Annotated in this window: 17 protein-coding genes; 5 read left to right on the forward strand and 12 right to left on the reverse strand. The window is 40.4% G+C overall.

The window, feature by feature from the left end; translation table 11 throughout:
- Window positions 1–3: 3 nt before the first annotated feature.
- The gene (nrdF, locus tag AB1Z56_RS18475) at window positions 4–990 is read left to right on the forward strand and encodes a class 1b ribonucleoside-diphosphate reductase subunit beta (protein WP_070570180.1); all 987 of its coding nucleotides are present in this window, start codon (window positions 4–6) and stop codon (window positions 988–990) included.
- A gap of 69 nt (window positions 991–1,059) precedes the next feature.
- On the opposite strand, the gene AB1Z56_RS18480 is transcribed toward nrdF, so the two are convergent.
- The 10 genes from AB1Z56_RS18480 to AB1Z56_RS18525 form a co-directional block, all read right to left on the reverse strand.
- The gene (locus AB1Z56_RS18480) at window positions 1,060–1,953 is read right to left on the reverse strand and encodes an alkaline phosphatase (protein WP_309365737.1); all 894 of its coding nucleotides are present in this window, start codon (window positions 1,951–1,953) and stop codon (window positions 1,060–1,062) included.
- Window positions 1,954–2,272: 319 nt separating this feature from the next.
- On the reverse strand, window positions 2,273–3,439 hold the full coding sequence (locus AB1Z56_RS18485) for a glycoside hydrolase family 76 protein (RefSeq protein WP_309365736.1): 1,167 nt from the start codon (window positions 3,437–3,439) through the stop codon (window positions 2,273–2,275).
- 55 nt (window positions 3,440–3,494) lie between these two features.
- Entirely contained in the window at window positions 3,495–5,126 is a 1,632-nt protein-coding gene (locus AB1Z56_RS18490; RefSeq protein WP_309365735.1) for a RagB/SusD family nutrient uptake outer membrane protein, read from the reverse strand.
- A gap of 13 nt (window positions 5,127–5,139) precedes the next feature.
- Window positions 5,140–8,205 (reverse strand): SusC/RagA family TonB-linked outer membrane protein, encoded by a 3,066-nt coding sequence (locus AB1Z56_RS18495; protein ID WP_313267510.1) that lies wholly within the window; start codon window positions 8,203–8,205, stop codon window positions 5,140–5,142.
- 517 nt (window positions 8,206–8,722) lie between these two features.
- Window positions 8,723–10,285, reverse strand: a complete 1,563-nt coding sequence (locus tag AB1Z56_RS18500; RefSeq protein WP_309365733.1) for a RagB/SusD family nutrient uptake outer membrane protein — start codon at window positions 10,283–10,285, stop codon at window positions 8,723–8,725.
- A gap of 18 nt (window positions 10,286–10,303) precedes the next feature.
- Entirely contained in the window at window positions 10,304–13,450 is a 3,147-nt protein-coding gene (locus AB1Z56_RS18505) for a SusC/RagA family TonB-linked outer membrane protein (protein ID WP_313267514.1), read from the reverse strand.
- A gap of 438 nt (window positions 13,451–13,888) precedes the next feature.
- Window positions 13,889–15,604, reverse strand: a complete 1,716-nt coding sequence (locus AB1Z56_RS18510) for a GMC family oxidoreductase (protein WP_309365731.1) — start codon at window positions 15,602–15,604, stop codon at window positions 13,889–13,891.
- Between the two features lie 7 nt (window positions 15,605–15,611).
- Window positions 15,612–16,100, reverse strand: a complete 489-nt coding sequence (locus AB1Z56_RS18515) for a gluconate 2-dehydrogenase subunit 3 family protein (protein ID WP_309365729.1) — start codon at window positions 16,098–16,100, stop codon at window positions 15,612–15,614.
- An 87-nt stretch (window positions 16,101–16,187) separates the two neighbouring features.
- Entirely contained in the window at window positions 16,188–16,847 is a 660-nt protein-coding gene (locus AB1Z56_RS18520; RefSeq protein ID WP_313267520.1) for an HAD family hydrolase, read from the reverse strand.
- Between the two features lie 36 nt (window positions 16,848–16,883).
- Window positions 16,884–17,519, reverse strand: coding sequence for a DUF6266 family protein (locus tag AB1Z56_RS18525; protein WP_426789846.1), 636 nt, complete (start codon window positions 17,517–17,519; stop codon window positions 16,884–16,886).
- A gap of 394 nt (window positions 17,520–17,913) precedes the next feature.
- Between AB1Z56_RS18525 and AB1Z56_RS18530 the strand changes: the two genes are divergently transcribed.
- The 4 genes from AB1Z56_RS18530 to AB1Z56_RS18545 all read left to right on the forward strand — a co-directional run bounded on the left by AB1Z56_RS18530 (window position 17,914) and on the right by AB1Z56_RS18545 (window position 22,300).
- On the forward strand, window positions 17,914–18,525 hold the full coding sequence (locus AB1Z56_RS18530; protein ID WP_201667120.1) for a fumarylacetoacetate hydrolase family protein: 612 nt from the start codon (window positions 17,914–17,916) through the stop codon (window positions 18,523–18,525).
- A 12-nt stretch (window positions 18,526–18,537) separates the two neighbouring features.
- Window positions 18,538–20,262: a M23 family metallopeptidase gene (locus tag AB1Z56_RS18535; protein WP_426789847.1), complete on the forward strand. Its 1,725-nt coding sequence runs from the start codon at window positions 18,538–18,540 to the stop codon at window positions 20,260–20,262.
- Between the two features lie 74 nt (window positions 20,263–20,336).
- Entirely contained in the window at window positions 20,337–20,798 is a 462-nt protein-coding gene (bcp, locus tag AB1Z56_RS18540; protein WP_426789848.1) for a thioredoxin-dependent thiol peroxidase, read from the forward strand.
- A gap of 32 nt (window positions 20,799–20,830) precedes the next feature.
- Window positions 20,831–22,300 carry a glycine--tRNA ligase gene (locus AB1Z56_RS18545; protein WP_075994392.1) on the forward strand — a complete coding sequence of 490 codons (1,470 nt, stop codon included), beginning with the start codon at window positions 20,831–20,833 and terminating at the stop codon, window positions 22,298–22,300.
- A gap of 93 nt (window positions 22,301–22,393) precedes the next feature.
- Here the strand turns inward: AB1Z56_RS18545 and AB1Z56_RS18550 are convergent, their stop codons facing one another.
- Together AB1Z56_RS18550 and AB1Z56_RS18555 are read right to left on the reverse strand one after the other, a co-directional pair.
- The gene (locus tag AB1Z56_RS18550; RefSeq protein WP_426789849.1) at window positions 22,394–23,833 is read right to left on the reverse strand and encodes a hypothetical protein; all 1,440 of its coding nucleotides are present in this window, start codon (window positions 23,831–23,833) and stop codon (window positions 22,394–22,396) included.
- A 76-nt stretch (window positions 23,834–23,909) separates the two neighbouring features.
- A complete protein-coding gene (locus AB1Z56_RS18555; RefSeq protein WP_426789850.1) occupies window positions 23,910–25,628 on the reverse strand; it encodes a M64 family metallopeptidase in 1,719 nt (572 codons plus the stop codon).
- Between the last annotated feature and the right edge of the window lie 25 nt (window positions 25,629–25,653).

Consider the following 25,653-nt stretch of genomic DNA (forward strand, 5'->3'; position numbering starts at 1 on the left):
AAAATGAGTAAAACATATAAAGCTGTCAACTGGAATACCCCTGAGAACGATTATGTATTGATGTTCTGGGAACAAAATATCCGTCAATTCTGGATCGATACGGAATACATTCCATCAAAAGATATCGATAGCTGGAAACGTATCAGCCCAGAAATGAAAGATGCGTATAAAAAAGCTTTAGGAGGATTGACCCTATTGGATACCCTTCAAAGCCATACTGGTATGCCTAAAATCATCGATCATATCGATACATTACAGAATAAAGCTGTATTGTCCTATATGTGTATGATGGAAGCTATCCACGCAAAATCGTATTCCACTATTTTCACGACAGTTTCTACAACCGCAGAAATAAACGACATTTTCGAATGGGTTCAACAAAATAAATATCTTCAATACAAAGCAGAAACGATTGATGGCTACTACCGCGCAATCGATAAAGAAGATGCTTCGGACGAGGAGATTTATATGGCGATGGCTGCCTCCGTATTATTGGAGTCATTCTTATTTTATTCTGGATTCTTCTTGCCATTATGGTTATGTGGACAAGGTGAAATGGTTGCTTCTGCCGATATCATTAAGAAAATTATCGCAGACGAATCTATTCACGGTGTATTCGTTGGATTAATAGCTCAAGATCAATTCAAAAAATTAAAAAATCAAGATCAGGTAAAAGCTCGTTTCTTGGCCTTGCTTTACAATTTGTATGAAAATGAGCTGAAATATACAGAAGAGATCTATACTGAAGTTGGCTTAACTGCAGAGGTAAAAGAATATGTTCGTTACAATGCCAACAAAGCATTGATGAATTTGGGCTTTGATCCGATCTTCGAAGTAAAACAAGTCAACCCAATCGTATTGAATGGATTGAATACTGAAACGACGCAACACGACTTCTTCTCCAAGAAATCAACTAACTACGAAAAAGCAACGGAAATTGTCCATCTAAAAGATGACGACTTCAAAATGGATGTGGTCGTAGACATATAATATTGACGATTCGTCAAACAAAAAGCCCCAAAGAATTTTCTTTGGGGCTTTTTGTTTGACGGGCAACGACTATTGTTGGAACGCTTTGATCGCCTGTCCGCGCCAAGCGGCATCAAGCGGTGCACCAAGCAACCAAGTTAACGTAGGTGCGATATCATAAATCATCAGCGTTTCCTTGATTTCTTTTCCTTTCGGCACACCAGGTCCGGTCATTACCCAGGGAATCTCCACCTCGGCCAACGATTTACCACCGTGTCCCTTTCCTGTACCGCCATGATCAGCAGCAACAACGAAAATCGTTTCATCTGCGATTCCCGCCTCTTTTACAGCCTGCTGTAAGGTACCTATGCGCCTGTCAACCTGTTTTAACTCGGCATAGTATTCCGGCGTATTGTGTCCAATATTATGCCCTACACCATCAGGTTGGTCAAAGTGTACAAACATAATTGTCGGTTTCTCTTTTTTTATAATATCCACAGTCGTATTTAAAGCGGCTTCATCATCATCTTTGGTATTAATGACTTTCTGGACAACTTTGTTATCGATCAGATAACCTATACCAGGCCAGCTGTGTACTACTGCAAACTGCGCTTTAGGGTTTTTGCCTGCTACAGCATTAAACAACGAAGGGAACATTCCATTGGCTGTTTTGGTCGTAGACGGGATTTCGGGGACTTTGCTATCCCACTCAGTATATCCATGAGCTGTAGGACCAGCCCCCATAATCATAGAAGCCCAATTCACCGCACTTGAAGAAGGCAGTACTGTGCGTACATGGGTACTGTAGGTCCCCTCCTGCATCATTTTTTTAAGATTTGGCATTTCCGCCTTTGGTAAAGCATAAGCACCAAAACCGTCAAAACCAACTAAAACGACATGTTTGATTTTTTTACTCTGCGCCAATACTGTACTTGTGGAAAGGCCCAGCAAAACCAATGGTAATAATAGATTTTTAATTTTCATAATAAAATAACTTGGTATTTAATCAAAATGCGACCTCCTTCAAATCTTGGGCTCACCCGGACAGATAATCCTAATGCCGATATGTCCAACAAAATCGTTCAGTATATAATATTAGCCCCTTGTCTACGGATCCTATTTTACAAATTATTCAAAACTGGAAGTTGATCATTTCAAAAATAGAAATTTTACAGTATTTATTATGTTAAGTAAACATTATTTAATCTCTCTAACCAACATGTTACAAGAACAAAAAAAATCTGCTAAAAATACTTTTAGCAGATTTTTCAAGAAGCCTACACTGAGCTGTTGTAAAGTTGTTCTAGTATCCGGCTTTGGCCAGCCGTGCATACATCTCGACAAAAGCACACTGATCAAGGAGCCACTTCGATTGATGTTGATCCTTCAAGGTCCAGTCTGGGCTGAAAAGCCCTTCTTTGTCGCGCATATGCCTCCAGGCAAATTCAAGGTTTTTCGCAAAAACTGCAAGATACTTTTGGTTGCCATTCACCGCAGCAAGCTCCATATAACCGCGCATCATTACCGCATGGAACCACAAATTGCTATTTTTCAGTTTTGGAAAATTCAGTTCGCCACTTTTCTCAAAAAAATACCCTAAGCAAGCCTCAGCCAGCTGCTGCGCATCTTCAAGGTACTGCTTATTTTTCGTCAGTTTATAAAGCAAGGCTGCCGCCTGCAACATTTGTCCAGCGTTGTATGAAAACTTGGCCTTTCCAATTTTTCCATTGAGCTGAATATTGTCCCAATATAACTTGTCTTCGGGATCCTGAAGATTTCTCTTTGTCCATGCGTAAAGGCGTTCTCCTTCTTGCAGATAGGACTTATCATTGGTTGCCATAAATAATTTAAGTGCAAACACACTTGCAGGGGCATTCGAACAGGTATTTTTAGATTCCTTTTTCTGTTCACACCAATAAACGCCACCACCTAATTTATCATCCTCCCCACTCTTTACAAAATTCCAGATCTCTTTGGCCGAAGTCAGGTAGTTCATCTTTTTTGTATGGATATAGCTATCTGTAAAATCGATACCCAGCCAGATATTATCGTCATAAAAACGGTCCGAAGGAGGAGCTGTATTTAAATAAGAAGCATAGCCAACAGGCGATCTGCTTTCATCCCTGTACTCCTGTAAACCCACCAGTACTTTTTTGTTAAGTATGAATTGAAAAGCCTTTTTTGTCTTAGGTAATTCCATTAAAGCATTGACCGCCGAGAAACTACCCGAGAAAGGCCATAGATAAGCATATTTTTTTTGCTGCCCTGCCTGTTGATTATTATCCAGATAATCAGCTTTAAAGTTTTTATCAAAGGGATATTTTTCAGCCAAAAGCTGATTCTTAGTATTTCCAAACTTGCTATAGATGCTATCTAAAGTTTGGATAGCATAGTTTTGAAAATCATTTTTTTGTGCAAATAAGGTTGCACCAATAAAGTTCAAAAGAAACAACGTAAAATATCTTTTCATGTGTTTTAGGTAAAAGAATAGTAGATACCTATGCGGCATCTACTATTCCTGAACATTAATAACCAGGGTTTTGTTTTAAATTGGGATTGATTGACAATTGATTTGAGGGAACAGGATATAACTCTCTGTTTACGTCACTCGAGGGTTTGTGATCCCACCAAGCAGAAGAGGTATATTTTCCAAAACGAATGAGATCTGTCCTCCTTTTTCCTTCAAAAATAAACTCACGTCCGCGTTCAGCCAACAACTCATTCATTGTAAGCGATGATGTTGTATATTTACTTGCCCCCCAATCGGCGTCCTTAAATGCTCTCTTACGAGAAGCATTAATCAGGTCAACGGCTTCCTGTGTTGCAGTTCCCCCATTTTTGCGCATCAGCGCTTCTGCCTTATCAAAGTAAATCTCTGTGAGACGATAAATAATATAATCATTCTCCCAGTAATTAGCATCATCCAAAGTACCTGATTTATATTTATTAAAACGTGCCCCCGAATTTTCTTCTCCTTTCGTCATACCACCTTCCGAAGTCTTATCACCTTCGCTTTCTCTTCGGATCGAATTCACAAATACCAAAGGCTTTCCATTGTATTCTTCTGTTCCCAAAACAGGTGTGGTGGTACCATATCGATATTGTGGTCCAAATAAAAACCATTCTTTCTTCCGCAGGTCATTTTCAGCATAAGCATCAAAAGCCGTAGGGATAACCACAAAAGCATTCCACCCACCATAACCGACTTTGAGTACTTCCTTCATATAGTCATAGCCCATATAAAAACCGCCCCAATCAAATGTCAATCCAGCTTTACGACTATATTGGAATTGAAAAAGAGATTCCGGGTTTGCGCTATTATTGTTACTATAAAGCGCTATAAGATCATTGGACAACGCTGGTGTCCCACCTACTCCACCTGCCTGGCCAGAAATAATTTTATCACAGACCTGAATACACTGATCATACATTTGTTTGCCTCCCCATTTTTCAGCATTTAAATAAAGTTCCGCCAGCATCGCGTAACCCGCTGCCATAGACACTTCCCCTACATTACTATTCGAAGTTTTAGGCAGTTTAGGGACATACTGTTCTAACTCGGATTGAATAAATGCAAAGACTTCAGTTCGCGGCTTAGTTTCCGGATTTAATGGTTTATCAACAATCTCGGTAGAAATGGGAACATTTCCCCACAAGTCCATAATCTTGATATAGTGAAATGCGCGCATAACTTTCAATTGAGTGAGTACAGTATCCTTTTCCTCTTGCGTCATCCCAACTTTTGCGATATCTGTCGCTTCAATATCATGAATTGCATTATTCACAAAGCCCAAACCTGTCCACATTCCTTCCCAAGCACTCCGTGTTCGACTTTCAGTACTTGTCCAAGTATGATAATGCTGTCGGATATGATCGCCACTATCATAACCATGCCTCCCCTTCTGCGGCCAGGCAACCTGATCCGCACTTAGTTCGGAATGATAATAGTAACCACTCCCACCTGTTGGTGCCAGCCAAGATTGCATATGGGTGAAAGGTCGCATTGCAGCTTGCATGACCTCCCTTTTATCTTTATAAAAATCATCTTTAGGAATTGAGCTGTAAACATTTTCATCCAATTTTGTACACGATTGAAATATTCCGGCACAACCTACTGTCACTAAGACAGGAAACATATAACGATTTATCTTTTTCATCTCTGATTCTCCATTAAAATCCAACATTTAAACCAATTGTCCATGATCTTGTCCTCGGATAAAATCCACGGCTATCAATACCCGCATCAAATCCCGTATCTTTCAATTCCGGATCCAATCCCGAATACTTCGTGATCGTCGCAATATTCCTTCCCGTTACGTACACATAAAGGTTTCTGATATAATCAGTCTTCAATTTGAAATTATAGCCAAGGGTAATATTATCCAGCTTTACAAAGCTTCCGTTTTCTAAATAGTAGTCTGAATACTGCGGATCATCCTTGATATTGGCATGTTTGGTAAAAGCACTTTCAAACACATTATTGGGAAGCCATTTTTGATTACCGAAAAACATATCAGCAGTATTGAGAATATCATATTTGAATTTTCCACGGAAAAATACGGTTAGGTCAAATCCTTTATAGGCGAATCTATTTCCCAGCGAAGCCTGAAATTTAGGCACACCATTTCCGATATAGGATAGGTCATCGTTGGTCATGTCCGCAGCTGTTCCTTTTGTTCCATCAGCTTTATAAAACAGCCATTTGCCATCATCTGTAAATCCAGCAAAACGTTTCCCATAAAAAGAGCCTATTTCCCCACCTTCTTCCAATCGGATCGCGTTACCAAGGTTTCCAGGGGAAGGTAACCCCCCATATTCAAGGTAATCGCTTTTAAAAACATCACTAGACATCTTCACCAATTTGTTCTTTTGATAATTTCCAGTAAAATCGATCGTCCACTTGAAGTCATTCTTATGAATAGCAACTCCTGTTAATTGAAGCTCCACACCTTTGTTAGACACCTCACCTACATTATACCAAATCTTAGATTGTGTATAAGAAGGTTGCTGAGCCTGGTATTCGTACAATAAATCTTTGGTTTTTCGGTTGTACAGATCAATGGATCCCGTTAAGCGATTGTTCCATAAGCCAAAGTCTACCCCAAAATTGATCTCAGCTTTCTGCTCCCATCGTAGATCAGGGTTGTAGTTAGAGTTAGGTCCATAAGTCTCATAATAGGATCCAAATATAGGATAAGCTCCTCCGCCTCCCAATAAGTAGAGTGATTTGTAGTTAGGAAATCCTTGGTTACCTGTAACACCGTAACCCAAACGTAATTTCAAATTATTAACAACATCTTTATTGGTAAAAAAGTCCTCATTAGTTACTGTCCAGCCGGCAGAGATCGCCGGAAAATTCCCCCATTTATGATTCTTACCAAAACGTGAGGATCCCTCCCGTCTCAAAATAGCACTCACAAAGTATTTGTCTGCATAATTATAATTTACACGTCCAAAGAATGCGATCAGCCTATTGTCTTCCTTGAATGATCCCATTGTTGGCCGCGGAAGTTTATCATTTTTCAAAGCTGTCCCGGACCCCATATCCCAATCCTGTGTTGCATTGGTCGTAAATCCATTATTCGCCATTTCAAAACGCTCATATCCAGTATATTGAAAACTGTAACCCAAAAGTCCTGTAACAGTATGTTTTTCATTGAACGTTTGATTATAATCAATTGTTGACTCAAATGTTTTGGACCAGTTTAATTCGTTTCTCTTCCAAGCATAGCCCATTCCCTGATATTCCGAGTCTTGGCGTTGATCCCAGTCCAAACTAGAGCGGAATTGTCGATCGTTCCAGTTATCTCGAACATAGGATCCAAAGGCAGAAATACTGAGCGGATCGATGATTTTTAACTTCAGCCTTGCATCTCCTGAAAACGTCTGCTGATTTCGATCATCCACCCGATGTGCCAATCTATCAAGAGGATTAAAGTTGTTATAGCCTTGTGTCTGGTAAAAGCTGCCATCTGGATTATATAGTGGAGCTGTTGGATTACGTTGTACGGCTTGTTCGAAATCGGGTACACTTTCACTATTATCATCTTTTTTCCCACCAAGCAAATTCGCTTTATTAAAATTTGCCGCAATATTTCCCGTAAAAGTCAGCCGGTCCTTTAATCCGGTCTGTGAAAAATTGATGCGGCCACCAAACTGTTGCCTACCATTGGATTTGGCAATTCCCTCCGCATTCTCATAGTTAATTGATGCCCGATAATTTGATTTATCACCACCGCCACTTGCAACAAAATTATGGAAATTAGAAAAGTTCTTTTTATTAATCAATTCATCATAGAGATCTGTTGAAGCACCGAGGTCAAGATCGGGTTTATTCTGTCCTTTGATGACATAGTCGCGGAATTGTTGGGCACTGAGCATCGGCGGTCTGCGAGCAACCGACTCGTGTTGTCCATAGGTATAATATTCGAATCGAGGTTCGCCCGATTTACCCTTCTTTGTTGTTACTAAAATAACCCCGCCATTACCACGTGTACCATAAATAGCGGCTGCCGATCCATCCTTTAATACATCAATAGATTCGATATCTCCTTGTTTTACCAAATCAAGATTCCCACCTGGGATACCATCAATAACAACCAAAGGTACATTTCCACCTTTTATAGAAGCCATTCCACGAAGCTGGATACTGGTTCCCGAATTAGGATTACTTCCTTGCGTTCTTGTGACGTTTAGACCTGCCACTTTACCCTGTACCAGGTCCATGGGATTGCGCATACCACCTTGATTGAAATCCTTTTCTTTGACTGAGGCCACTGCTGAGGTGACTTCGCTTTTCTTTTGTGTACCATAACCGACGACAATCACCTCATCCAATTGATCTTCTGTCGCTGAGAGTTTAATATCAATCGGTGTATTACCGGTTACTTTGACTTCATTTGTTCGATAACCGATGGACGACACAACCAAGACATCCCCCACCTTAGCCTGCAGGGCAAAATTACCCTGTCCATCCGATGTTGTACCTTTTGCGGAACCCTTTACAGTAACCGAAACACCGGAAATTCCAGCTCCCGTCTTTGCATCCTGTACCTTTCCTTTAATTAAATTTTGAAACTTAGCGACCTGATGGATAGCGGTCGTCTTCGGGTCTTCCCCCTTAGCGATGACATGTGCATTTGCCTGATGTATCGTTCCAGCGATAATCGCCAACGAAAAAAATAACTTTGTATTTTTCGTTAGGCGGGCAAATGATTCTAAATCGATTCTGCTCATATAACTAGTGATTTTGGTTTATAAAACGTTTTAGCTTTCAAACTCTAAAACGATCATGTTTAATTAGTATCATCTTCAATAACTAATACGAATTCACAGGCTTATCTCTATCTTAATAGATTAAACCCGGCGGATTATTAATTATTTATTTTAAAAAAGTGTAAAAAAATACACCTCAGCTGGAACAACTAAGCATATAATCAGTGTAAAAACAAAGCAAAAGCGGTTTTGCTATTTGAAGAAAAAAAAGCGAATGTGATTTTATCTAAATTATATGTTTTGTTGATTTTTCTCTTTTTGGTTATTGTTTTTAGTTTAAGTGTTTGATTGTAGATTCAAGATAGGGTTTTAATTTTAAAGGAGAAAGTATTTTTTAAAATTTTAAATACAATCACCGTATATGTTACTTACGGCAATCATTTGACTATTTATGGTCGTTTGAATCCATTTCGACAGACGTTGTTTGTACAAAAAATGGCCATCGGTTGATGGCCATCTTAAAATCAGATTGTAAAGACTATTGATACCCTGGGTTCTGGGTCAATTTTTTATTGCGTTGAATTTCATCAGGAGAAATTGGCCACAGTAAATCTGTTTCTTTGAATGTAGCCCCAGAAGCATTTTTCGCTCCAATCAATGGCACAAAATCCACTTTACCAGCTTCTGTTGTGGAGATTACAGGAAACATTTTAGTTCTAACAATATCGTCCCACATTTTAAATTCCAATGGAAATTCACGTAGACGTTCTTTCCAGCATTCTTTCACGAAATTATCTGCTGATAATACTTGCAGTTCTGCTGTGAAATCAGCCACTGATTTTCCCTCTGTATTGGCACGTGCTTTTACCTGAGCTAAATAGCCTGCAGCCTCGGCACTCACGCCAGATGTTTTAACGATTCCTTCTGCAGCAATAAGCAATGCTTCAGGATAACGGTAGAAGTTCCAATCTTTCGTTGCTTTACCTGTTGTCAACAGTGCTTCTTCATCCACAAAATACCATATTCCCGCATCCGTTGATTCCCATACTTTTCCATTTTTTGGATTTGTATACTTCCAATGATAGAATTGATTCGGCTGGATACGGAGATCCTTGCTCTCGTAGACATTCAAAAATTGCTTGGTTGGTCCATAGATTCTTTCAAAGATCGAATAGGATGTAAATAACGATACGGCTGACGAATTGAAAGCATAAGTCGGCCACCAGCTACCATCGCGGATAGTCGCATTATACTCCTGTGCATAAATTACTTCATCCAGATCATCCGTCGTACGTAATTTATTATAGGCACTATTCATCGCCAAATTGGTGTTTGTGGTCATACTATGACCTGAGCCGATGACAAGTTTTGCCGCTGCCGCAGCGTCAGCATACTTACCCTGTTGCAAGTAAACGTTGGCCAAGGTCATGGCCGCTGCATATTTGGTTATCCGGTGTCCATTTGCCGCAAACGTTGCAGCAGGAAGAACTTCCACCGCAGACTTCAAATCAGATTCTATTAATTCATATACTTTTCCCGCATCTGTACGTTCTAGATAAAGATCATCTTTTAATGATTCATTTGCGTTAGTATAAAAAGGAATAGCGCCAAAAGTCTTTACCAAATAGAAGTAATTAAATGCCCGAAAGAACTTTGCCTCAGCAACTAACGTATTCTTTACCCCATCTGGCATCGTGATTTGGGGAATATATTGAATAGCAGCGTTGGATGTGTTGATTGCTTTATAACCCTCATCCCAAATGGTATTCATTGTATTGGAGATGATGCTCGTATTGCTTTGACGGGTCAATTCTCTGGCAAATAAACAGATCCGCTCCTGTCCTTCATAGCTGCTTGTAAAATAGCCGGTCAGCATCGAATTGATAGAGGCTGTAGGGCCTAGATAAGCACTTGAGGCATAGGAGTAGCGCTGAGGAGCTCCATTACGGTACAAATAATTAACATTTTCCCGTGCCTGAGACTCTGTTTTATAGAAACTCGCCAAAATAATTCCTGACTTGGGATCCTCCTCCAAAAATTTATTACAAGAAGTTGTTAATGCCAGCCCGGCCAATAACAACATACATAATTTATTCTTCATTTTACTAAGTTCTAAGAGTTAAAAGGTAACATTCACACCAACAGAAAAGGTTTTTGCTCTTGGATAAGAGAAAAAAGTCATATTCTGACCAAATTTATTCTCTCCCTGAGAGGTACTTTCAGGATCATAACCCAAGAATTCTTTCGATGTAAATAAGAATGGATTATTTGCTGATGCATAAACACGTAATCTAGACATACCGACACGTTTCAACACATCAGGATTAAAGGTATACCCCAACTGGATCAAATTAACACGAAGGTAAGATCCATCAGCCACCCAAGCATCATCTACGTTTGTATCTTGTCCAGCATGTCCACCATTCGTTAGATAAATGGCCTGTTGCATGGTATTTGGATTAGACCCATTGTACGCGTCTGTCAGGATATTTTTCAAACCATTCGTAATACCAAAGCGGTCGTAGGTTGAATGGAAGAACTGCTGCATCACATCTACACCTTTTACAAACTGCAGATCCAACGTAAAATCAAAGTTCTTGTAGCGCAAATTGTTGATAAAACTACCGGTCCAATCTGGCAATCCTTTTCCAATGACCTCCTTTTCTGCCGTTCTCTTCGCTCGTCCAATTTGGTTCACTGTAGCATTTCCAGCATCCACGTCAGCTTGCGTGTAGACACCCAATCGACGGTAACCGTAGAAACTATTTAGATTCTCGCCTACACGAACAATACTATTGGCACCCCCAACCCAGCTATTCATCAGGATATCTTCGTTATTCTCACCTAGTTTTACGACTTTATTCTGGTTATAGTTGGCATTTAAGGAAGCTTTCCAGCTAAAATCCTCGTGATTGAAGATCGTTCCATTGATCATCAAGTCTAGACCTTGGTTCTTTACAGATCCAATATTTTTATAGACGGAACTAAAACCAGAAGAGGTTGGTAATGGTGCTTCCAATAGGAGATCATTGGTCTTTTTATGGTAATAAGAGACATCAAAATTCAATCGATTCTGAAACAAGCCTAATTCAACTCCGACGTCATATTGGGCAGTTTTCTCCCATTTTAGATCCGGGTTTGCAATAGATGCTACATAAGACCAAGAAGCGCGTTGCCCGTTTAATAGTGTTGTTCCCGTCTCAACATTCGCCAATGAGCTATACGGGTCAATCTCCGAGTTACCTGTTAGACCGTAACTTGTATGTAATTTCAGATTACTGATCTTTTCGTTCCCTTTCAAGAAATCTTCATTACTCACGTTCCATGCTAAACCGGCAGATGGGAAGAAGGCGTACTTCTTATCCAAACCAAATTTGGAAGCACCATCATAACGGCTTGTAAATACCACCGAATAACGGTCATCATAAGAATAGTTGGCGCGTAAGAAATAGGAGTTCATCGCCCATTTGTCATACGCTGAATACGGTGGATCAGGGATTGTTCCCGCTCCCATATTATTGTATTCAAAGAAATCGTCGGAAAATCCTGTCGTACGGCTTCCATCATAATCATTGGTTCGTGCCTGCCATGAAAGACCTGCCATCGCATTGATCCGATGCTTGTCGATTTTTTTGTTATAAGTCAGGTATGTTTCTTCTTGCCAGTAAAGCGTATTGCGATGATTAATTTCCGCCCATCCATTTGGTCGTGAAATATTATTCAATGTTATGGAAGAATAGCCTCGGTATGTCTTCTGATGATTATCAATACCCAACTGGGTTTTCAAGTCCAAACCTTCTGCCAAGTGGAAGGTCAAGGCAGCATTTCCAAAAATCTGGGTATTATAACGCATGCGTTTTTGCTTGTCCAAAATAGCGACCGGATTAGACATCCCCTCAAAACCCAATGTTTCTGCTACTTTGGAAGAAGAGGAATTGGTGTAGGTACCGTCCTTTTCGTAGACTGGATACCAAGGAATCATTTCGATCATGGTACGGCGTGCTTCCTGTCCACCACCATCTTCTGGCGTATAACGCCCCCAAGTATGGTTTACAGTCAAATTAATAGCTGTAGAAAGCCATGATGTTGGTTTAGCGTCATAAGCTAGCTTTCCATTGACACGCTTATTCCAGGTATTATTAACGACGCCTTGCTGATCGGTATAATTCAAAAATGCACCCACAGACGATTTGTCATCGCCTTGTTGAACATTCAACTGATGATTATGCGAAATAGCTGTACGTGTTGCTTCACGCTGCCAATCTGTGTTATAAAGCGGGTTACCATTGGCATCGAAATAATTGGAATCATTAAACCATGTCTTTTTATCCAAGGACCAAGATTTCCCTTGATACTTATTTTCATTTTGTAAACCGATCATAAAGGCATCTACCCATTCCTGCGCATTCAATACATCCATGTAGCGTTGAACCGAGCTCACTCCCGCAGATCCTTGATAACTAATTGTTTTGGATCCATCTTTATTTCCGCGTTTTGTCGTTACCAAGATAACCCCGTTTGCACCACGCGCACCGTAGATTGCTGCCGAAGAGGCATCTTTCAGTACCTCGATATTTTCGATATCATTCGGATTCAACAACTGAAAGTCTTCCATAACGACCCCATCCACGACATACAGTGGATTGGACGACGAATTGATCGTGGCCACACCACGAATAACGACACGGTTAGCATAAGCACCAGGTTGGCTCGAGTTCGAAAAGATGTTCACCCCGGATGCTTTCCCTCTCAAATTGTCCAAAGGGCTAAAGTTCTGATCTTTGATCATGTCGGCTCCTTTGACCATCGCAATAGAACCTGTTACATCCGATTTACGCATCGTACCGTAACCAACAACGACAACTTCGTCCAATTGGCTTTGATCATCGTCCAATTGTACAGAAACAGTTGCACCGGAAACAGTGACTTCTTTGGCTTTGTAACCAATGGAAGAAACCACCAATACATCCCCCGATTTAGCATCCAACGTGAAATTACCCAAGGCATCGGATTGTGTGCCCTTTGAAGTTCCTTTCACAGCGATGTTAACTCCTGAAATTGGTTTTCCAGCAGCATCCAATACTTTTCCTTTAACTTGTTGCTGCAAGCGGCTTACTTCTTTTACGAAAGATTTGGCTTCGTAATTGACTGAAGTTCCGGCCGCGGCATTGACTTGTTGGAAAGTACCAGCAATGACAGCTAATGAGAAAAATAACTTTGATTTTTTCCCAAGCTGCGCAAATGATTTTACGTCAACTTTGCTCATATTAATAGTGATTTGGTTTATAAAAACGTTTTAGCAAAAAGATGCTTAGAACGTCTAGTTTAATTTAGTTTCCCTTAATTGATGTTTTTAAAACCGATCCGTTTTCTTATAAAATTGTCTATTCTATTCCCCTCTCTTTTACTTAACATAAAAGAGAAAATAAATGTCTAGGGGATTATTGTCTCATAGAATCTATAATTAAATAAGCTAAATCGCTTTTGCTTTTTTTGTAAAATTTTTTGGTTTCCCTATTTTGGTTTCCCTATTTTGGTTTTTTAATTGTCTTTTTTATTACTTATTGGTTCTTTAATTGTTTATTCGTTATTGTTTTCCCTTTTGGTTATTATTTCTTGGTTTTAACGTGCTATTAAGTTGGAAAGATAGCACTTTTAATTTTACTGGGGAAAGATTTATTTTCAAAACCTGTCCCCAGTATCTTTAGATATTTCCTTTCTTCATTTCGCTAATCGCATAATCGACAGATCGTGCCGAAAATGCCATATAGGTCAATGAAGGGTTTTGTGTTGATGTGGAGGTCATACTTGCCCCATCTGTGACAAAAACGTTTTTCACCGCATGCATCTGGTTCCATTTATTCAATACCGAAGTCTTTGGATCGTGCCCCATACGTGCGCCGCCCATTTCATGAATATCCAGGCCTGGAGCCTGCCAGTGTGTATCTGGACGAATATTGGTAAAACCAGCATCGGTAAACATTTCCGTCATAACGGCAATGTAATCTTTTTTCATTTTTTCATCGTTCTCATCATAATCGACAGCGATTTTTAACAAAGGAATCCCCCAGTCATCTTTTTTACTGCTATCCAATGAAACCATACCTGATTCTTTTGGTATAGTTTCACCCATCATGTGAGATCCAACTTGCCAAACGCCCAATTTAGGATTCAACAAATTGTTTTTCAGATCTAACCCTAAACCCGAACGATCAGACTCTTTACTACGCGAGGCACCGAAACCGGCAGCATAGCCCCTTAAAAAGTCCGTTTCCTGCTTATGCAAGTTTCTGAAGCGTGGAATATACCCTCCTCCTGCTGGATTCCGTCCTTCGGCCGTAAAATCCAACAATCCTTCATACTCGGCATAGATACGCGCACTATAGTTATGGAAGGCTACATATTTCCCTAATACGCCGCTATCATTGCCCAAACCATTTGGAAAACGGTTGGATTTAGAATTCAATAAAATCAAATTGGTATTGATTGCCGCCGCATTGACAAAAATCAGCTTGGCATAAAAATCAATTTCCTCTTTTGTATTGGTGTCAATCACACGTACACCGACTGCTTTCCCTTTTTGTTCATCATACAAGATCGAATGAACAACCGAAAATGGGCGTAAGGTCATATTTCCAGTCTTGGCAGCCCAAGGGATTGTCGTTGCATTGGAGCTGAAATATCCACCAAAAGGACATCCTCTCTGACAAAGTACGCGATTCTGGCATTGCACACGCCCCTGTTCGATATGAATCTGATTTGGTTTGGATAAGTGTGCACAGCGTGCGGAAATAACTTTACGCTCCGGAAATTTCTTCTGGACGCTTTCTTTAAAATATTTCTCGACAATATTTAAGGGGTACCCTGGCAGAAACTCGCCGTCAGGCAATTCAGGAAGTCCATCATGGTTTCCAGCAATACCGGCAAATTTTTCGACATAAGCATACCAAGGCGCCAAATCAGCATAACGTATCGGCCAATCTACGGCAAAACCATCTCTCGCTGGCCCTTCGAAATCAAAGTCAGACCAACGTTGCGTCTGTCTCGCCCACAACAGCGACTTACCGCCAACCTGATATCCTCTGATCCAGTCGAAGGGTTTTTCCTGAATATAAGGGTGCTCCTTATCCTTCACAAAAAAATGCGCTGCATCTTCGTGAAATGCATAACATTTGCTGACAATCGGATTTTCCTCCTTCACTTTGAAAGGCATTTCGTTCCGATGTTCAAACTCCCAAGGCATCATATTGGTGGTTGGGTAATCCTTAATATGCTGTACATCACGTCCACGTTCCAAAACCAATGTTTTCAAACCCTTCTCGCACAACTCTTTTGCGGACCAACCGCCACTAATTCCCGAACCGATCACGATCGCGTCGTAGGTTCTGTTTTTTTCACTGTCAATATTTAGATTCGCCATCTGCTATTTATGCCTTTACTTTTACCGCACCATTGTACGGACCTGGAATAAGTTTATAAATCACCTTATTCTTCATCACATATTCTGAGTTCATATAACCCTGAACTGCACGCGATTTGAAAATATCAAAAAAAGCTTTCTCGTCGGTTTTGTCTTTCAATCCAGCCAATGCGGCCTCCGTCTCTTTACTATTTGCTAAATTCAGCTGTTTTCTCAACTTGTTGAAACCAGCGACAAATTTAGCCTGATTCTCTGGCGACTCACAATCATCTACCATTTTGATAACGAAAAGATGCAAGTTCAGATCCTTTCCTCCTGGGGTATCCGATTTCGGAATCAGGATGTTGGCCAGATCGCCCAAAAATTGTTCATCTTCCGCCGAGATCTTCAACTTATTCAATACAATCGATGCACCTCCATCATTCAGACAAGACGACAAAATTGTCAATCCCCCAGCTATAATGAAAAATTGCTTTATTGCGGTTCTACGGTTCATAATCAGAGTTCCCTTAACAATTCGGTAATATTACATATATCCGAATAAAAATACAAATGCTAAAACGATTAAATTATTTTACAACCCTCAAATCCACTGCGTCAACAGGGCTTTTGCCTCAGATAAGTTTTCCACAATGTTATCAACAGCTGTTAGTCTAGCGCGTTCCACTTCCTGTTTCGTAACTGCAATCAACTGCATACCTGCGCCCAAAGCTGATTTACTACCAGTAATAGTGTCCTCGATAGCCACACAGTATTTAGCTGGCAAATCTAGCATTGTCAAAGCCAAACGATAGGGTTCAGGGTCGGGTTTTGGAACCTCCACACGTTCGCGGGTAACAAAAAATTCAAAATAATCCAAGAGCCCATGTTTTCCCAAAACCGTGTCTACCGTACTGCGATAACTCGATGTGACAAGTCCGATACGGATACCTTGGGCTTTCAAAAAAGCTAAAATTTCTTGTGCTCCGGGCATCAATTCAATATCGCTCATGTTAGAATCGGCATAAGCTGCACGTGTACGCTTCCACATATGTTCTTCCGTCACGTCGTAGCCATAGTCCTCGGTAAGCCGCTTGACATTATGTGCTAAAGTATGTCCTGCAAAATCACGAATCCAATCTTCGTAACTGATCAATAAGTCAAATTCCTGTTTTAATATAGGGGCCCAATTTTTGAAATAGAAATATTCCGAATCAATTAACGTACCGTCCAGATCAAACAATACTGCCTGTATTTTATTCATAGTGTTAAAGATACACAAGTACGCTGAAAAATCCTATTAAATGACGCCACAATAGGCCGAATTTGAAAATGCACCATGATAGGTATCCCAAAAACCGATGTATACGTGATAATCAAACTTTTCACGTTCAAAGACCGGGATATTTACCGCACATTCCCCCTCCGCTGCATCCGCAATTGCCATCCGGAGATCCACCTCCCTATCCAGACTGACCAAGGCTAAATTTAACTTAAACAAGCTATCCTTGTATTTTGGATTCGGTATCCAGGATAATTTCAGCAGACCTTCTTCCCAACGGGCCTGAACGCCTTCGGGCGACATAAGCTCCCCAACAAACACCTGCACTTTTTCCAAATTAATAAATGGTTTATTTGTAGCATCCACATCAATCGCATTTTTGAAAACACGCTGCTGTGCAAGCTGAAATTTCCCTCGCCCTGAGTTTTTAGTTTCTTCAAATTGATATCCAAAGTTAACAATAGGCTTTATCCATCGGCAAAAAACGCTACTCAGTTTTATTTTCTCGCGATGTGCCAATTGGGCCGGGGTTGGTGGCTTCGTACTCTTTCTACGCGCACCGCGTATAACACATTTTCCATTGAGATTATAGCCATATACTGAACCTACTTTCCCTCGAAAACCACCATTTGGACCATCTTCTAATATTCCCATTTTTTAAGCTTTTTATTTTAATTCAATAATCTACTCTACCCCTTAACAAATAATAGGTATTAATGTTTCCATTAGTTTAGCTATAAATTAGAATTAAGTTAGATTTTAGTTAGGGTTTCATTAGCTTTTACCTAAACAAACCCTAACTAAACCCTAACTAAACCCTAAACTAACCCTAAGTAAACCCTATATAAAAGATTACTTTGGTAATGCGTTATCTTATCCTGAAATACCTGTTGTTTTCCTTCATTTTTGGATAAGCTTTGGACATTTATTAAGTTTGTTGGAGCAAGCTAAAAAGAAGGAATACCGCTTAAAAGATAGATGCGATGAACGTCGAGCTAAAGCGCTTGCCAAGAAATCTGAAAGCTCAATCGCCTTAAAAATTTATATCATGAAAATAATTGCAATCGGTCGCAATTACATCGACCACGCTAAAGAACTCAATAATCCAGTCCCCGAGAATCCCATTATATTTTTAAAACCCGATACTGCGGTATTAAAGGATAACAAAGATTTCTATTATCCCGAATTCTCCAAAAATATTCAGTTTGAAACCGAAGTTGTCCTCCGGGTCTGTAAAGAAGGGAAACATGTGACACCAAAATTTGCATCAACTTACTTCGATGCCGTCGGTTTGGGAATTGATTTCACTGCAAGGGATGTACAGCAAGAACTAAAAGCAAAAAGCCTTCCCTGGGAATTGGCAAAAGCATTTGACCATTCGGCAGTAATCAGCAACTTGATTCCAAAGGAGGAACTAGCAGACGTGAATTCGATTGATTTCTCCCTGCAACAAAATGGACAAACGGTACAACAAGGAAATACTAAGGATATGATTTTCTCCTACGAAGATCTGATTGTGTATACCTCCAAATTTATTACTCTCCGCAAAGGGGACTTGATTTACACAGGTACTCCAGTGGGTGTTGGCTCTGTAGCTATCGGCGATTTATTAGAAGGTTTCATTGGCGAACAGAAGATGTTTAGCTGTAAAATCAAGTAGTAGGGAAATAGCATGATGAAAAAAACAACGGCATTATTCGCCCTGTTGGCCTGCATGATAGGCTTAAGCCAGGGACAAGATATTATTAAAAGCCGCAATTATCCGCAGAACTATTTTGTACGTCCGATGGATATTGCTCCGCAAGCCTCAGGGTCATTCGGTGAATTACGGGCAACACATTTTCATGGTGGGGACGATTACCGGACACAACAACGCATCAATATACCGGTGCATGCAGCAGCGGAAGGATTTGTATCACGTGTTCGGGTACAAATAGGCGGCGGGGGCAATTATGTATATATCGATCATCCAAATGGCTACACATCTGTATACATGCATTTGGAAAGCTTCAATGCAGATCTAGCCAAAATTATCAAGGACGAACAATACAAACAGAAACGTTTTGATGTGGACGTATTTCTCAAGCCAAATCAGGTCTTGGTAAAAAAGGGCGAATTTATCGCTAATTCAGGTAATACCGGCGGCTCTGCGGGTCCACACCTTCATTTTGAAATCCGCGACACCAAGGCACAGCTACCACTCAATCCACAATTGTTTGGCTTGCTCTTTCCTGATGGTGTCAAACCGATCATCCGCGGCATGACAGTCTATGACTTAGGCACCGAATTATTTGATGAAAATACGCCTCGCAGGCATCAAACCATCAAATCTGTTGGCAATGGCACTTACAGCTTAGCGAGTACAGCTCCTATACCCGTTAATGGCACATTTGGACTGGGGATCAACACCGTAGACAAACGTAGCGGTATTTCATTTACCTATGGGGTCTATTCCATTGAGCTCTTTTTGGACAACAAAAACATCAGTACCGTCCTGTTTGAATCCATTCCTTTCGATCAGACACGCGCTATCCAATCGTACGTCGACTATCCCTACTTAAAAAAGTCTGGCATACGCGTTCAAAAAAGTTTCAAAGATCCCAACAATCCCATCAACATCTATAAACACCTAGACAACCTTGGTAAAATTGAATTGAAGGACAATGAGATTCATGACGTTAAATATGTTGTCAAAGATGTCCAAGGGAATATGAGCGAACTGAATTTTAAGGTACAGAATAATCCTTCACTTTCGTTCAGCCGCACGAGTGTTACGGGCCTCAAAATGTTTCGTTATGCAGATGAGAACAAATATGAAGCAGAAAATGCCCGTGTTTATATGGGCAAAAACATATTGTACGACGACCTTTACTTCAATTATTCGCAAGGAGCAAAACCGGCAAGAGGCTACTCGGCGATGCACTATATTCACAATGCTTATACACCAGTCTTCGGATACTACAAACTCATGATTAAACCGGACTATACCCTGTCTGAAAATCTTTATGACAAGGCATTGATTGTTTCTTCCGATGGTGGGGCACAGGGTGGCAAATACGAGAATGGCTGGGTAGTCGCCAATGTTCGCGAATTTGGTGGCTTTTATGTTGCTGTGGATACCATAGCTCCAAACATTGTGGCACGCAACCTGACCGATGGAAAGAATGTTGGGGCACAGCGATCGATCGACTTTACCATTAGTGACAATCTCTCGGGAATAGATACTTTTGATGCCTATATCGACGGGAAATGGGCATTAATGAAATACGACCCCAAAACGAGACATATCTGGCACGACTTCGAACCCGACTTAAGCAGTGGCCGACATGAGTTTAAACTCGAAGTGAAAGACAACAAAGGAAATATAAAGACATACGAAGCTTCTTTTATGAGGTAGATCCCTAATTTTTGGCAATAAATCAGGGGGTTCAAGAGATTAATCGTATCTTAATCGACTAAATACAATGTAATATGGCAACACTAGAAATAGGACAGCAAGCACCGGATTTCAGTGCAAAAAATCAAAATGGTGAAACAGTCCATCTTTCAGATTTTAAAGGGAAAAAAGTTATTTTATATTTTTATCCAAAAGACAATACACCAGGCTGCACCACGGAGGCCTGCAATTTCAGAGACAACTATCAGTCTTTGAAAAAAGATGGTTTTGAAATCATCGGCGTAAGTGTAGATGGGGAGGCATCGCACCAAAAATTCATCAGTAAACATGAGCTCCCTTTTCAGTTGCTTGTAGATGAAGACAAAAGCCTTGTTGAGGCCTATGGTGTATGGGTTGAGAAGAACATGTATGGCAAAAAGTATATGGGTACAGCACGTACTACTTTTGTGATTGATGCAGATGGTATTATCCAGCATATCATCAAAAAAGTAGATAACAAAAATGCATCTCAACAGATCCGTGATTTAGGCGTTTAAAATCTAAATACTAATATTTATATTTGCCACTTATGAGCAAACAGACAGACGACTTTTTCAAAAGTGTAGTATCACACGCGAAGGAATACGGTTTTGTATTTCAATCGAGCGAAATATATGACGGATTAAGTGCCGTCTACGATTATGGTCAATTAGGTTCGGAATTAAAAAACAACCTAAAGACTTATTGGTGGAAATCCATGGTGCAATTGCACGAAAACATTGTTGGTATTGATGCCGCAATTTTCATGCACCCTACGACATGGAAAGCATCTGGTCACGTTGATGGATTCAATGATCCGATGATCGACAACAAGGATTCAAAAAAACGTTACCGTGCTGATCAATTGATCGAAGATAAGATTGCACGTTATGAAGCAGATGGCAAGACAGCTGAAGCTGCTGCACTATTAGACGCTTTGAATACCGCATTGAATGCAGACGATCTAGCTGGACTAAAAACCATCATTGAAGAACATAATATCGTATGTCCGGTTTCAGGTACCAAAAACTGGACTGAAGTACGTCAATTTAATTTGATGTTTGCCACTCAGATGGGTGCTATGGCCGATGGAGCCGATCAGGTTTATCTTCGCCCCGAAACTGCACAAGGTATTTTCGTCAACTTCCTGAACGTTCAAAAGACAGGACGTATGAAAATTCCTTTTGGTATCGCCCAAATTGGTAAAGCTTTCCGTAACGAAGTAATTGCACGTCAGTTTATCATGCGTATGCGTGAATTCGAGCAAATGGAAATGCAATTTTTCTGCCGCCCGGGTACGGAATTAGAATGGTATAATAAATGGAAAGAAACGCGTTTAAAATGGCATCTGGCATTAGGTTTCGACCCATCCAACTACCGTTACCACGACCACGATAAATTAGCGCATTATGCAAATGCTGCAGTTGATATTGAATTCAACTTCCCATTCGGATTCAAAGAAGTTGAAGGTATCCACTCGCGTACCGATTTTGACTTGAAACAACATCAGGAATTTTCTAAAAAGAAAATGCAATATTTTGATCCTGAAATCAATCAAAACTATATTCCATATGTAATTGAAACTTCAATTGGATTGGACCGACTTTTCTTGACTGTATTATGTAACTCTCTGGTAACGGAAGATCTTTCTACAGCAGAAAAACAAGATTCTCGTGTTGTATTGAAATTTCCACCAGCATTGGCACCGGTAAAAGCTGCAATTTTACCATTGACCAAAAAAGATGGTTTACCAGAAAAAGCACGTGAGATCCTAAATACGTTAAAATTGGATTACAACGTTCAATATGACGAAAAAGATGCCATTGGAAAACGTTACCGTCGTCAAGATGCAATCGGAACACCAATCTGTATCACCGTCGATTACGATTCACTGGAAGACAACACCGTAACCATCCGTCACCGTGATACGATGGCACAGGAACGTGTGGCCATTGCCGATCTTGAAAAAATATTGAATGACTTGGCTGGCTGGAACACCCTGCTTAAAAAATTAATATAGTCAAATCGCTATAACAGAAAAGGTGTCCAGCAATGGACACCTTTTTGTTTTTAATAGATGTAGGGCGGCTAGATGCTAAGTACAATAACTGTGCTAGTATTCGATCACAATATGATCGTCCCACTGTTCGTTCTTCACGACCTGAAAACCCAAATTCCCATTGGCTGTCTCCAGCAATTTGCCCTTAAACTGTATTTGAACATTATTTCGGATTTCGCTTCCCAATTCAAATGTACGCAGCAGTTGGCCGTCTTTAAAAACTCGGAACTGATATCTAATAGCCTTGTTATCGAGATAATAGCCCATAAATTGATTAAAAGCAAAGCTTTGATCCGCTGCTGTGAAATGGGGAACAACAGTCAGCACACTTTCATCAACCTGATCGTTACTATGCGTCATAAAAGGATAATAATGAAATGCAGGATGAAGCTGCTTCACCTGAATACTGTCGATCACACTTAGATCTTCGCTGTCTGTAAAGCTCAACTTAACTTCGCTGTAAATCCGGTTTAAGTTAAGGACCCGCTCTAGCTCCCCCTTCACTTCAAAAGTGTCCCGACCAGCAAATAACTCCGCAGATTGTTCAGAAAAAGCATTCGTAGTGTAAAAATGCTCAAAATCCACAGCCTCTGCCATGATCAGCGGTAATGTCGAATTTTTAGCAATCAGACTCAGGTAATAGGTTCCATTTGGCAATTCAACATCAAAAGTTTCCTGCGAATTAAGCACGCCGGATTTGACCATCGCCTTCGATTTTGCATCGAACACATGATAGTAAAACTTGCTGGGCAGAGCGGCGGGGTTGACTTGTCCGTAAATCATCAAGTTATCCATCTTAAACGTACCCGTAGTTGGACTGTAACCCACTCCCCCATCCCGGTTACCTGCAAATAATGAAATTTTCAACCAAAGCTCCTTGCTATTGCCAATAGAAATACCCCCCAACGACGCACTTACGGGGAATTTAGCTGAAAGTGATAGATCCGTTGGATACTTGATTGTGTCTGAGAGCACGGAAAAACTACTCCCCTTATCCAGAGAATAGCTCAAGAGTAGTGCCCTTGGCCCCGTACTCGAGCTATTGACATCAAAGGTCCAGTTGCCTAAGGAATGAATACCTGTGGTAGGGATTTTGACTAGGATCTCTTTGCCTCCTTTGAAGTTAATGGCTTTTCCAGATGTAGGCCAACCGCCAAGAAAATCATAGTTCATCTTTCCATTGTCGTAATCGATCAAAACAGCGGCATCGAGTGCCACTTCAGGAACAGTGTTACTATTGTCAAACGTCCAGTGGTACAGAAGGTGGTCTTCGGATGCTGCGCCATTCAGGGCGGCTCGCTTTGCATTGGATGATTGTTTTTTTAGGGGAGTAACAATCGTTTCAAAATCCTTGATTTTGAATTTTACCGCATGAATTGTTTCATCGTTTTCATCGGGAAGTTTTGCGTGTTTTTTGCACGACGGCATTGCGGCTAAAACCAGGATGAATACACATGAAAAAATACACCAAGTCGACTTGGATTTTTTCTTCATAAATATAAATGATTTATAAGTTAATTAACCGGCAGATTAAAATTAACTTATAAATCATTCCATTACAATAGTGCAACTAAAAAGTTACAATTGTTTTTTCACTTTTGCAGGTGGTCTCTTTGTCGATTTTTTGGACGTATACCTTTCTCGAAGAAGTGGCTAATTTTATGGTAAGCACATTATTTACTCCTGTTGGACGCACATACTCGCCATTAAATTCATCCCACTCATAGATCGGACTGCCATCTTCATTCAACCAGATGTAGTTATAACGTACATCAACTTTATCCTTTACCGTCAACTTTACCGTATTTTTCTTCTTGTCGATTTTAACCTGAATATTCTTTGGCTTATCAATTTTCTTCAATATGTTGATGTGAACTTTTGTTTTCTCGGAAACCCGATCGTCCCAAATTCCACGGACGAGGTATACTTTTGATTCCACAATATTTTGCAAAATAATATTATTGCCCGTCTTTTCCCAAAACCCTGTAGCGGCATCATACCAGCGATATTCAAGTCCGGCAACAGCATGCTTTACCGTAAGCACCTGAGCACCACCATAACAGGTTTCCAATGTATCACCCCATGTGGTCGATGGTTTCGCTAAATCAATCAATTTGACCTGATTAAAAGTCCACACAACCGAATCCCGATGCTTGACATAGGATGGATTACGTAATAGATTTGTCGTATCTTGAATCATTACCTTCAACGTATTCGCCCCAACGCTTAGCATTCCTGGATCGAGATAAATCGAATCAATGTCGGTCGCAATGGTTTCATCATTTAACAACCAGGACAATTTAAAGGTGTTGGGGGAAGGTTTTGCCAGCCGCAGCGAAAACTTCTGAACACTATCCAAAGTAAGGGGCTGGTCTAACCGAGGTTTCACCTGAATAAATGGGCTTGACTTTTTCTTGATGGAAGCCACAAATTGTTCTTGACAAACAGGACAAAATGGAGCGACTAGATATTGCATTTTACAATATTCATGTGGTCTAAACCAGTTGGAAGGCGAACCTTTACCACCATAAGAGTAAATACCAACTCCGTCTTTTCCAAGCCAGTATTTCCAGGGGACCTGACTTGTATCTGCAGACTGTGAACGGTTTACAGATTCAATAGCATATTGATTTCCAGCCCAATACTCATCTGCAAGCTGGGCAAAGGAATGTCCAATTTCGTGTACAGCGATGTCATTGCTCTTAAAATTAACCGTAGAAGTTGCCCATTTCCCTCCTGAACCACCATAAAATGGAGAATTAACCAATACAACGACCTGGGTATAATTGGGAATATGCATTTTCAATACCTCTTCAATACGATCATTTTTCTGAGGTACAACCAAACGATGTAAACCACCATTGTCAAAGCTGCTTCCAAAGATCGTATTCGGATGAGCAACCGGAACAGCATGATCGCGTGTAAACTTGTTGTAGCGTGGTGGATATTTACTCAAATCGGTTTCCCCATGTACACAGTCCCCTGCTTTGCAATCGTGCGCTGCACCAGATTCTTCGGAAATCGTCCGAATAGCAAACACATTAAAAAAACTGCTGTATTGTTTGAAGGGTTCGATCGAGAAAAAATAGTCGGTAAACTGCTTGGCATCCGCAGCGTAATCATCCAGCTGTGTTTTAGTGTAACCATCCCCCAAAATGACCAGATTGACAATATGCTTATCCGTCCCCTGGTATTGCAGTGTATCGATCTTAAAAAGAGAATTTTGAGCCCGCGCCTGCATCAGCGATACAAATAAGGCTATAAAGACAAAAAATAGATTTTTATTCATCGGAGTGGTTATCGTTAACGTTCAA

The organism is Sphingobacterium sp. WOUb80 (assembly GCF_050058145.1).
Classification (GTDB): domain Bacteria; phylum Bacteroidota; class Bacteroidia; order Sphingobacteriales; family Sphingobacteriaceae; genus Sphingobacterium.

Excerpts from the sequence above, each read along its gene's own strand:
- AB1Z56_RS18505 (WP_313267514.1), bottom strand. The coding sequence starts at position 13,450 with ATGAGCAAAGTTGACGTAAAATCATTTGCGCAGCTTGGGAAAAAATCA.
- AB1Z56_RS18525 (WP_426789846.1), bottom strand. The coding sequence starts at position 17,519 with ATGGGAATATTAGAAGATGGTCCAAATGGTGGTTTTCGAGGGAAAGTA.
- AB1Z56_RS18520 (WP_313267520.1), bottom strand. The coding sequence starts at position 16,847 with ATGAATAAAATACAGGCAGTATTGTTTGATCTGGACGGTACGTTAATT.
- AB1Z56_RS18515 (WP_309365729.1), bottom strand. The coding sequence starts at position 16,100 with ATGAACCGTAGAACCGCAATAAAGCAATTTTTCATTATAGCTGGGGGA.
- AB1Z56_RS18545 (WP_075994392.1), top strand. The coding sequence starts at position 20,831 with ATGAGCAAACAGACAGACGACTTTTTCAAAAGTGTAGTATCACACGCG.
- AB1Z56_RS18485 (WP_309365736.1), bottom strand. The coding sequence starts at position 3,439 with ATGAAAAGATATTTTACGTTGTTTCTTTTGAACTTTATTGGTGCAACC.
- nrdF (WP_070570180.1), top strand. The coding sequence starts at position 4 with ATGAGTAAAACATATAAAGCTGTCAACTGGAATACCCCTGAGAACGAT.
- bcp (WP_426789848.1), top strand. The coding sequence starts at position 20,337 with ATGGCAACACTAGAAATAGGACAGCAAGCACCGGATTTCAGTGCAAAA.
- AB1Z56_RS18510 (WP_309365731.1), bottom strand. The coding sequence starts at position 15,604 with ATGGCGAATCTAAATATTGACAGTGAAAAAAACAGAACCTACGACGCG.
- AB1Z56_RS18500 (WP_309365733.1), bottom strand. The coding sequence starts at position 10,285 with ATGAAGAATAAATTATGTATGTTGTTATTGGCCGGGCTGGCATTAACA.
- AB1Z56_RS18490 (WP_309365735.1), bottom strand. The coding sequence starts at position 5,126 with ATGAAAAAGATAAATCGTTATATGTTTCCTGTCTTAGTGACAGTAGGT.
- AB1Z56_RS18495 (WP_313267510.1), bottom strand. The coding sequence starts at position 8,205 with ATGAGCAGAATCGATTTAGAATCATTTGCCCGCCTAACGAAAAATACA.
- AB1Z56_RS18550 (WP_426789849.1), bottom strand. The coding sequence starts at position 23,833 with ATGAAGAAAAAATCCAAGTCGACTTGGTGTATTTTTTCATGTGTATTC.
- AB1Z56_RS18535 (WP_426789847.1), top strand. The coding sequence starts at position 18,538 with ATGATGAAAAAAACAACGGCATTATTCGCCCTGTTGGCCTGCATGATA.
- AB1Z56_RS18480 (WP_309365737.1), bottom strand. The coding sequence starts at position 1,953 with ATGAAAATTAAAAATCTATTATTACCATTGGTTTTGCTGGGCCTTTCC.
- AB1Z56_RS18555 (WP_426789850.1), bottom strand. The coding sequence starts at position 25,628 with ATGAATAAAAATCTATTTTTTGTCTTTATAGCCTTATTTGTATCGCTG.
- AB1Z56_RS18530 (WP_201667120.1), top strand. The coding sequence starts at position 17,914 with ATGAAAATAATTGCAATCGGTCGCAATTACATCGACCACGCTAAAGAA.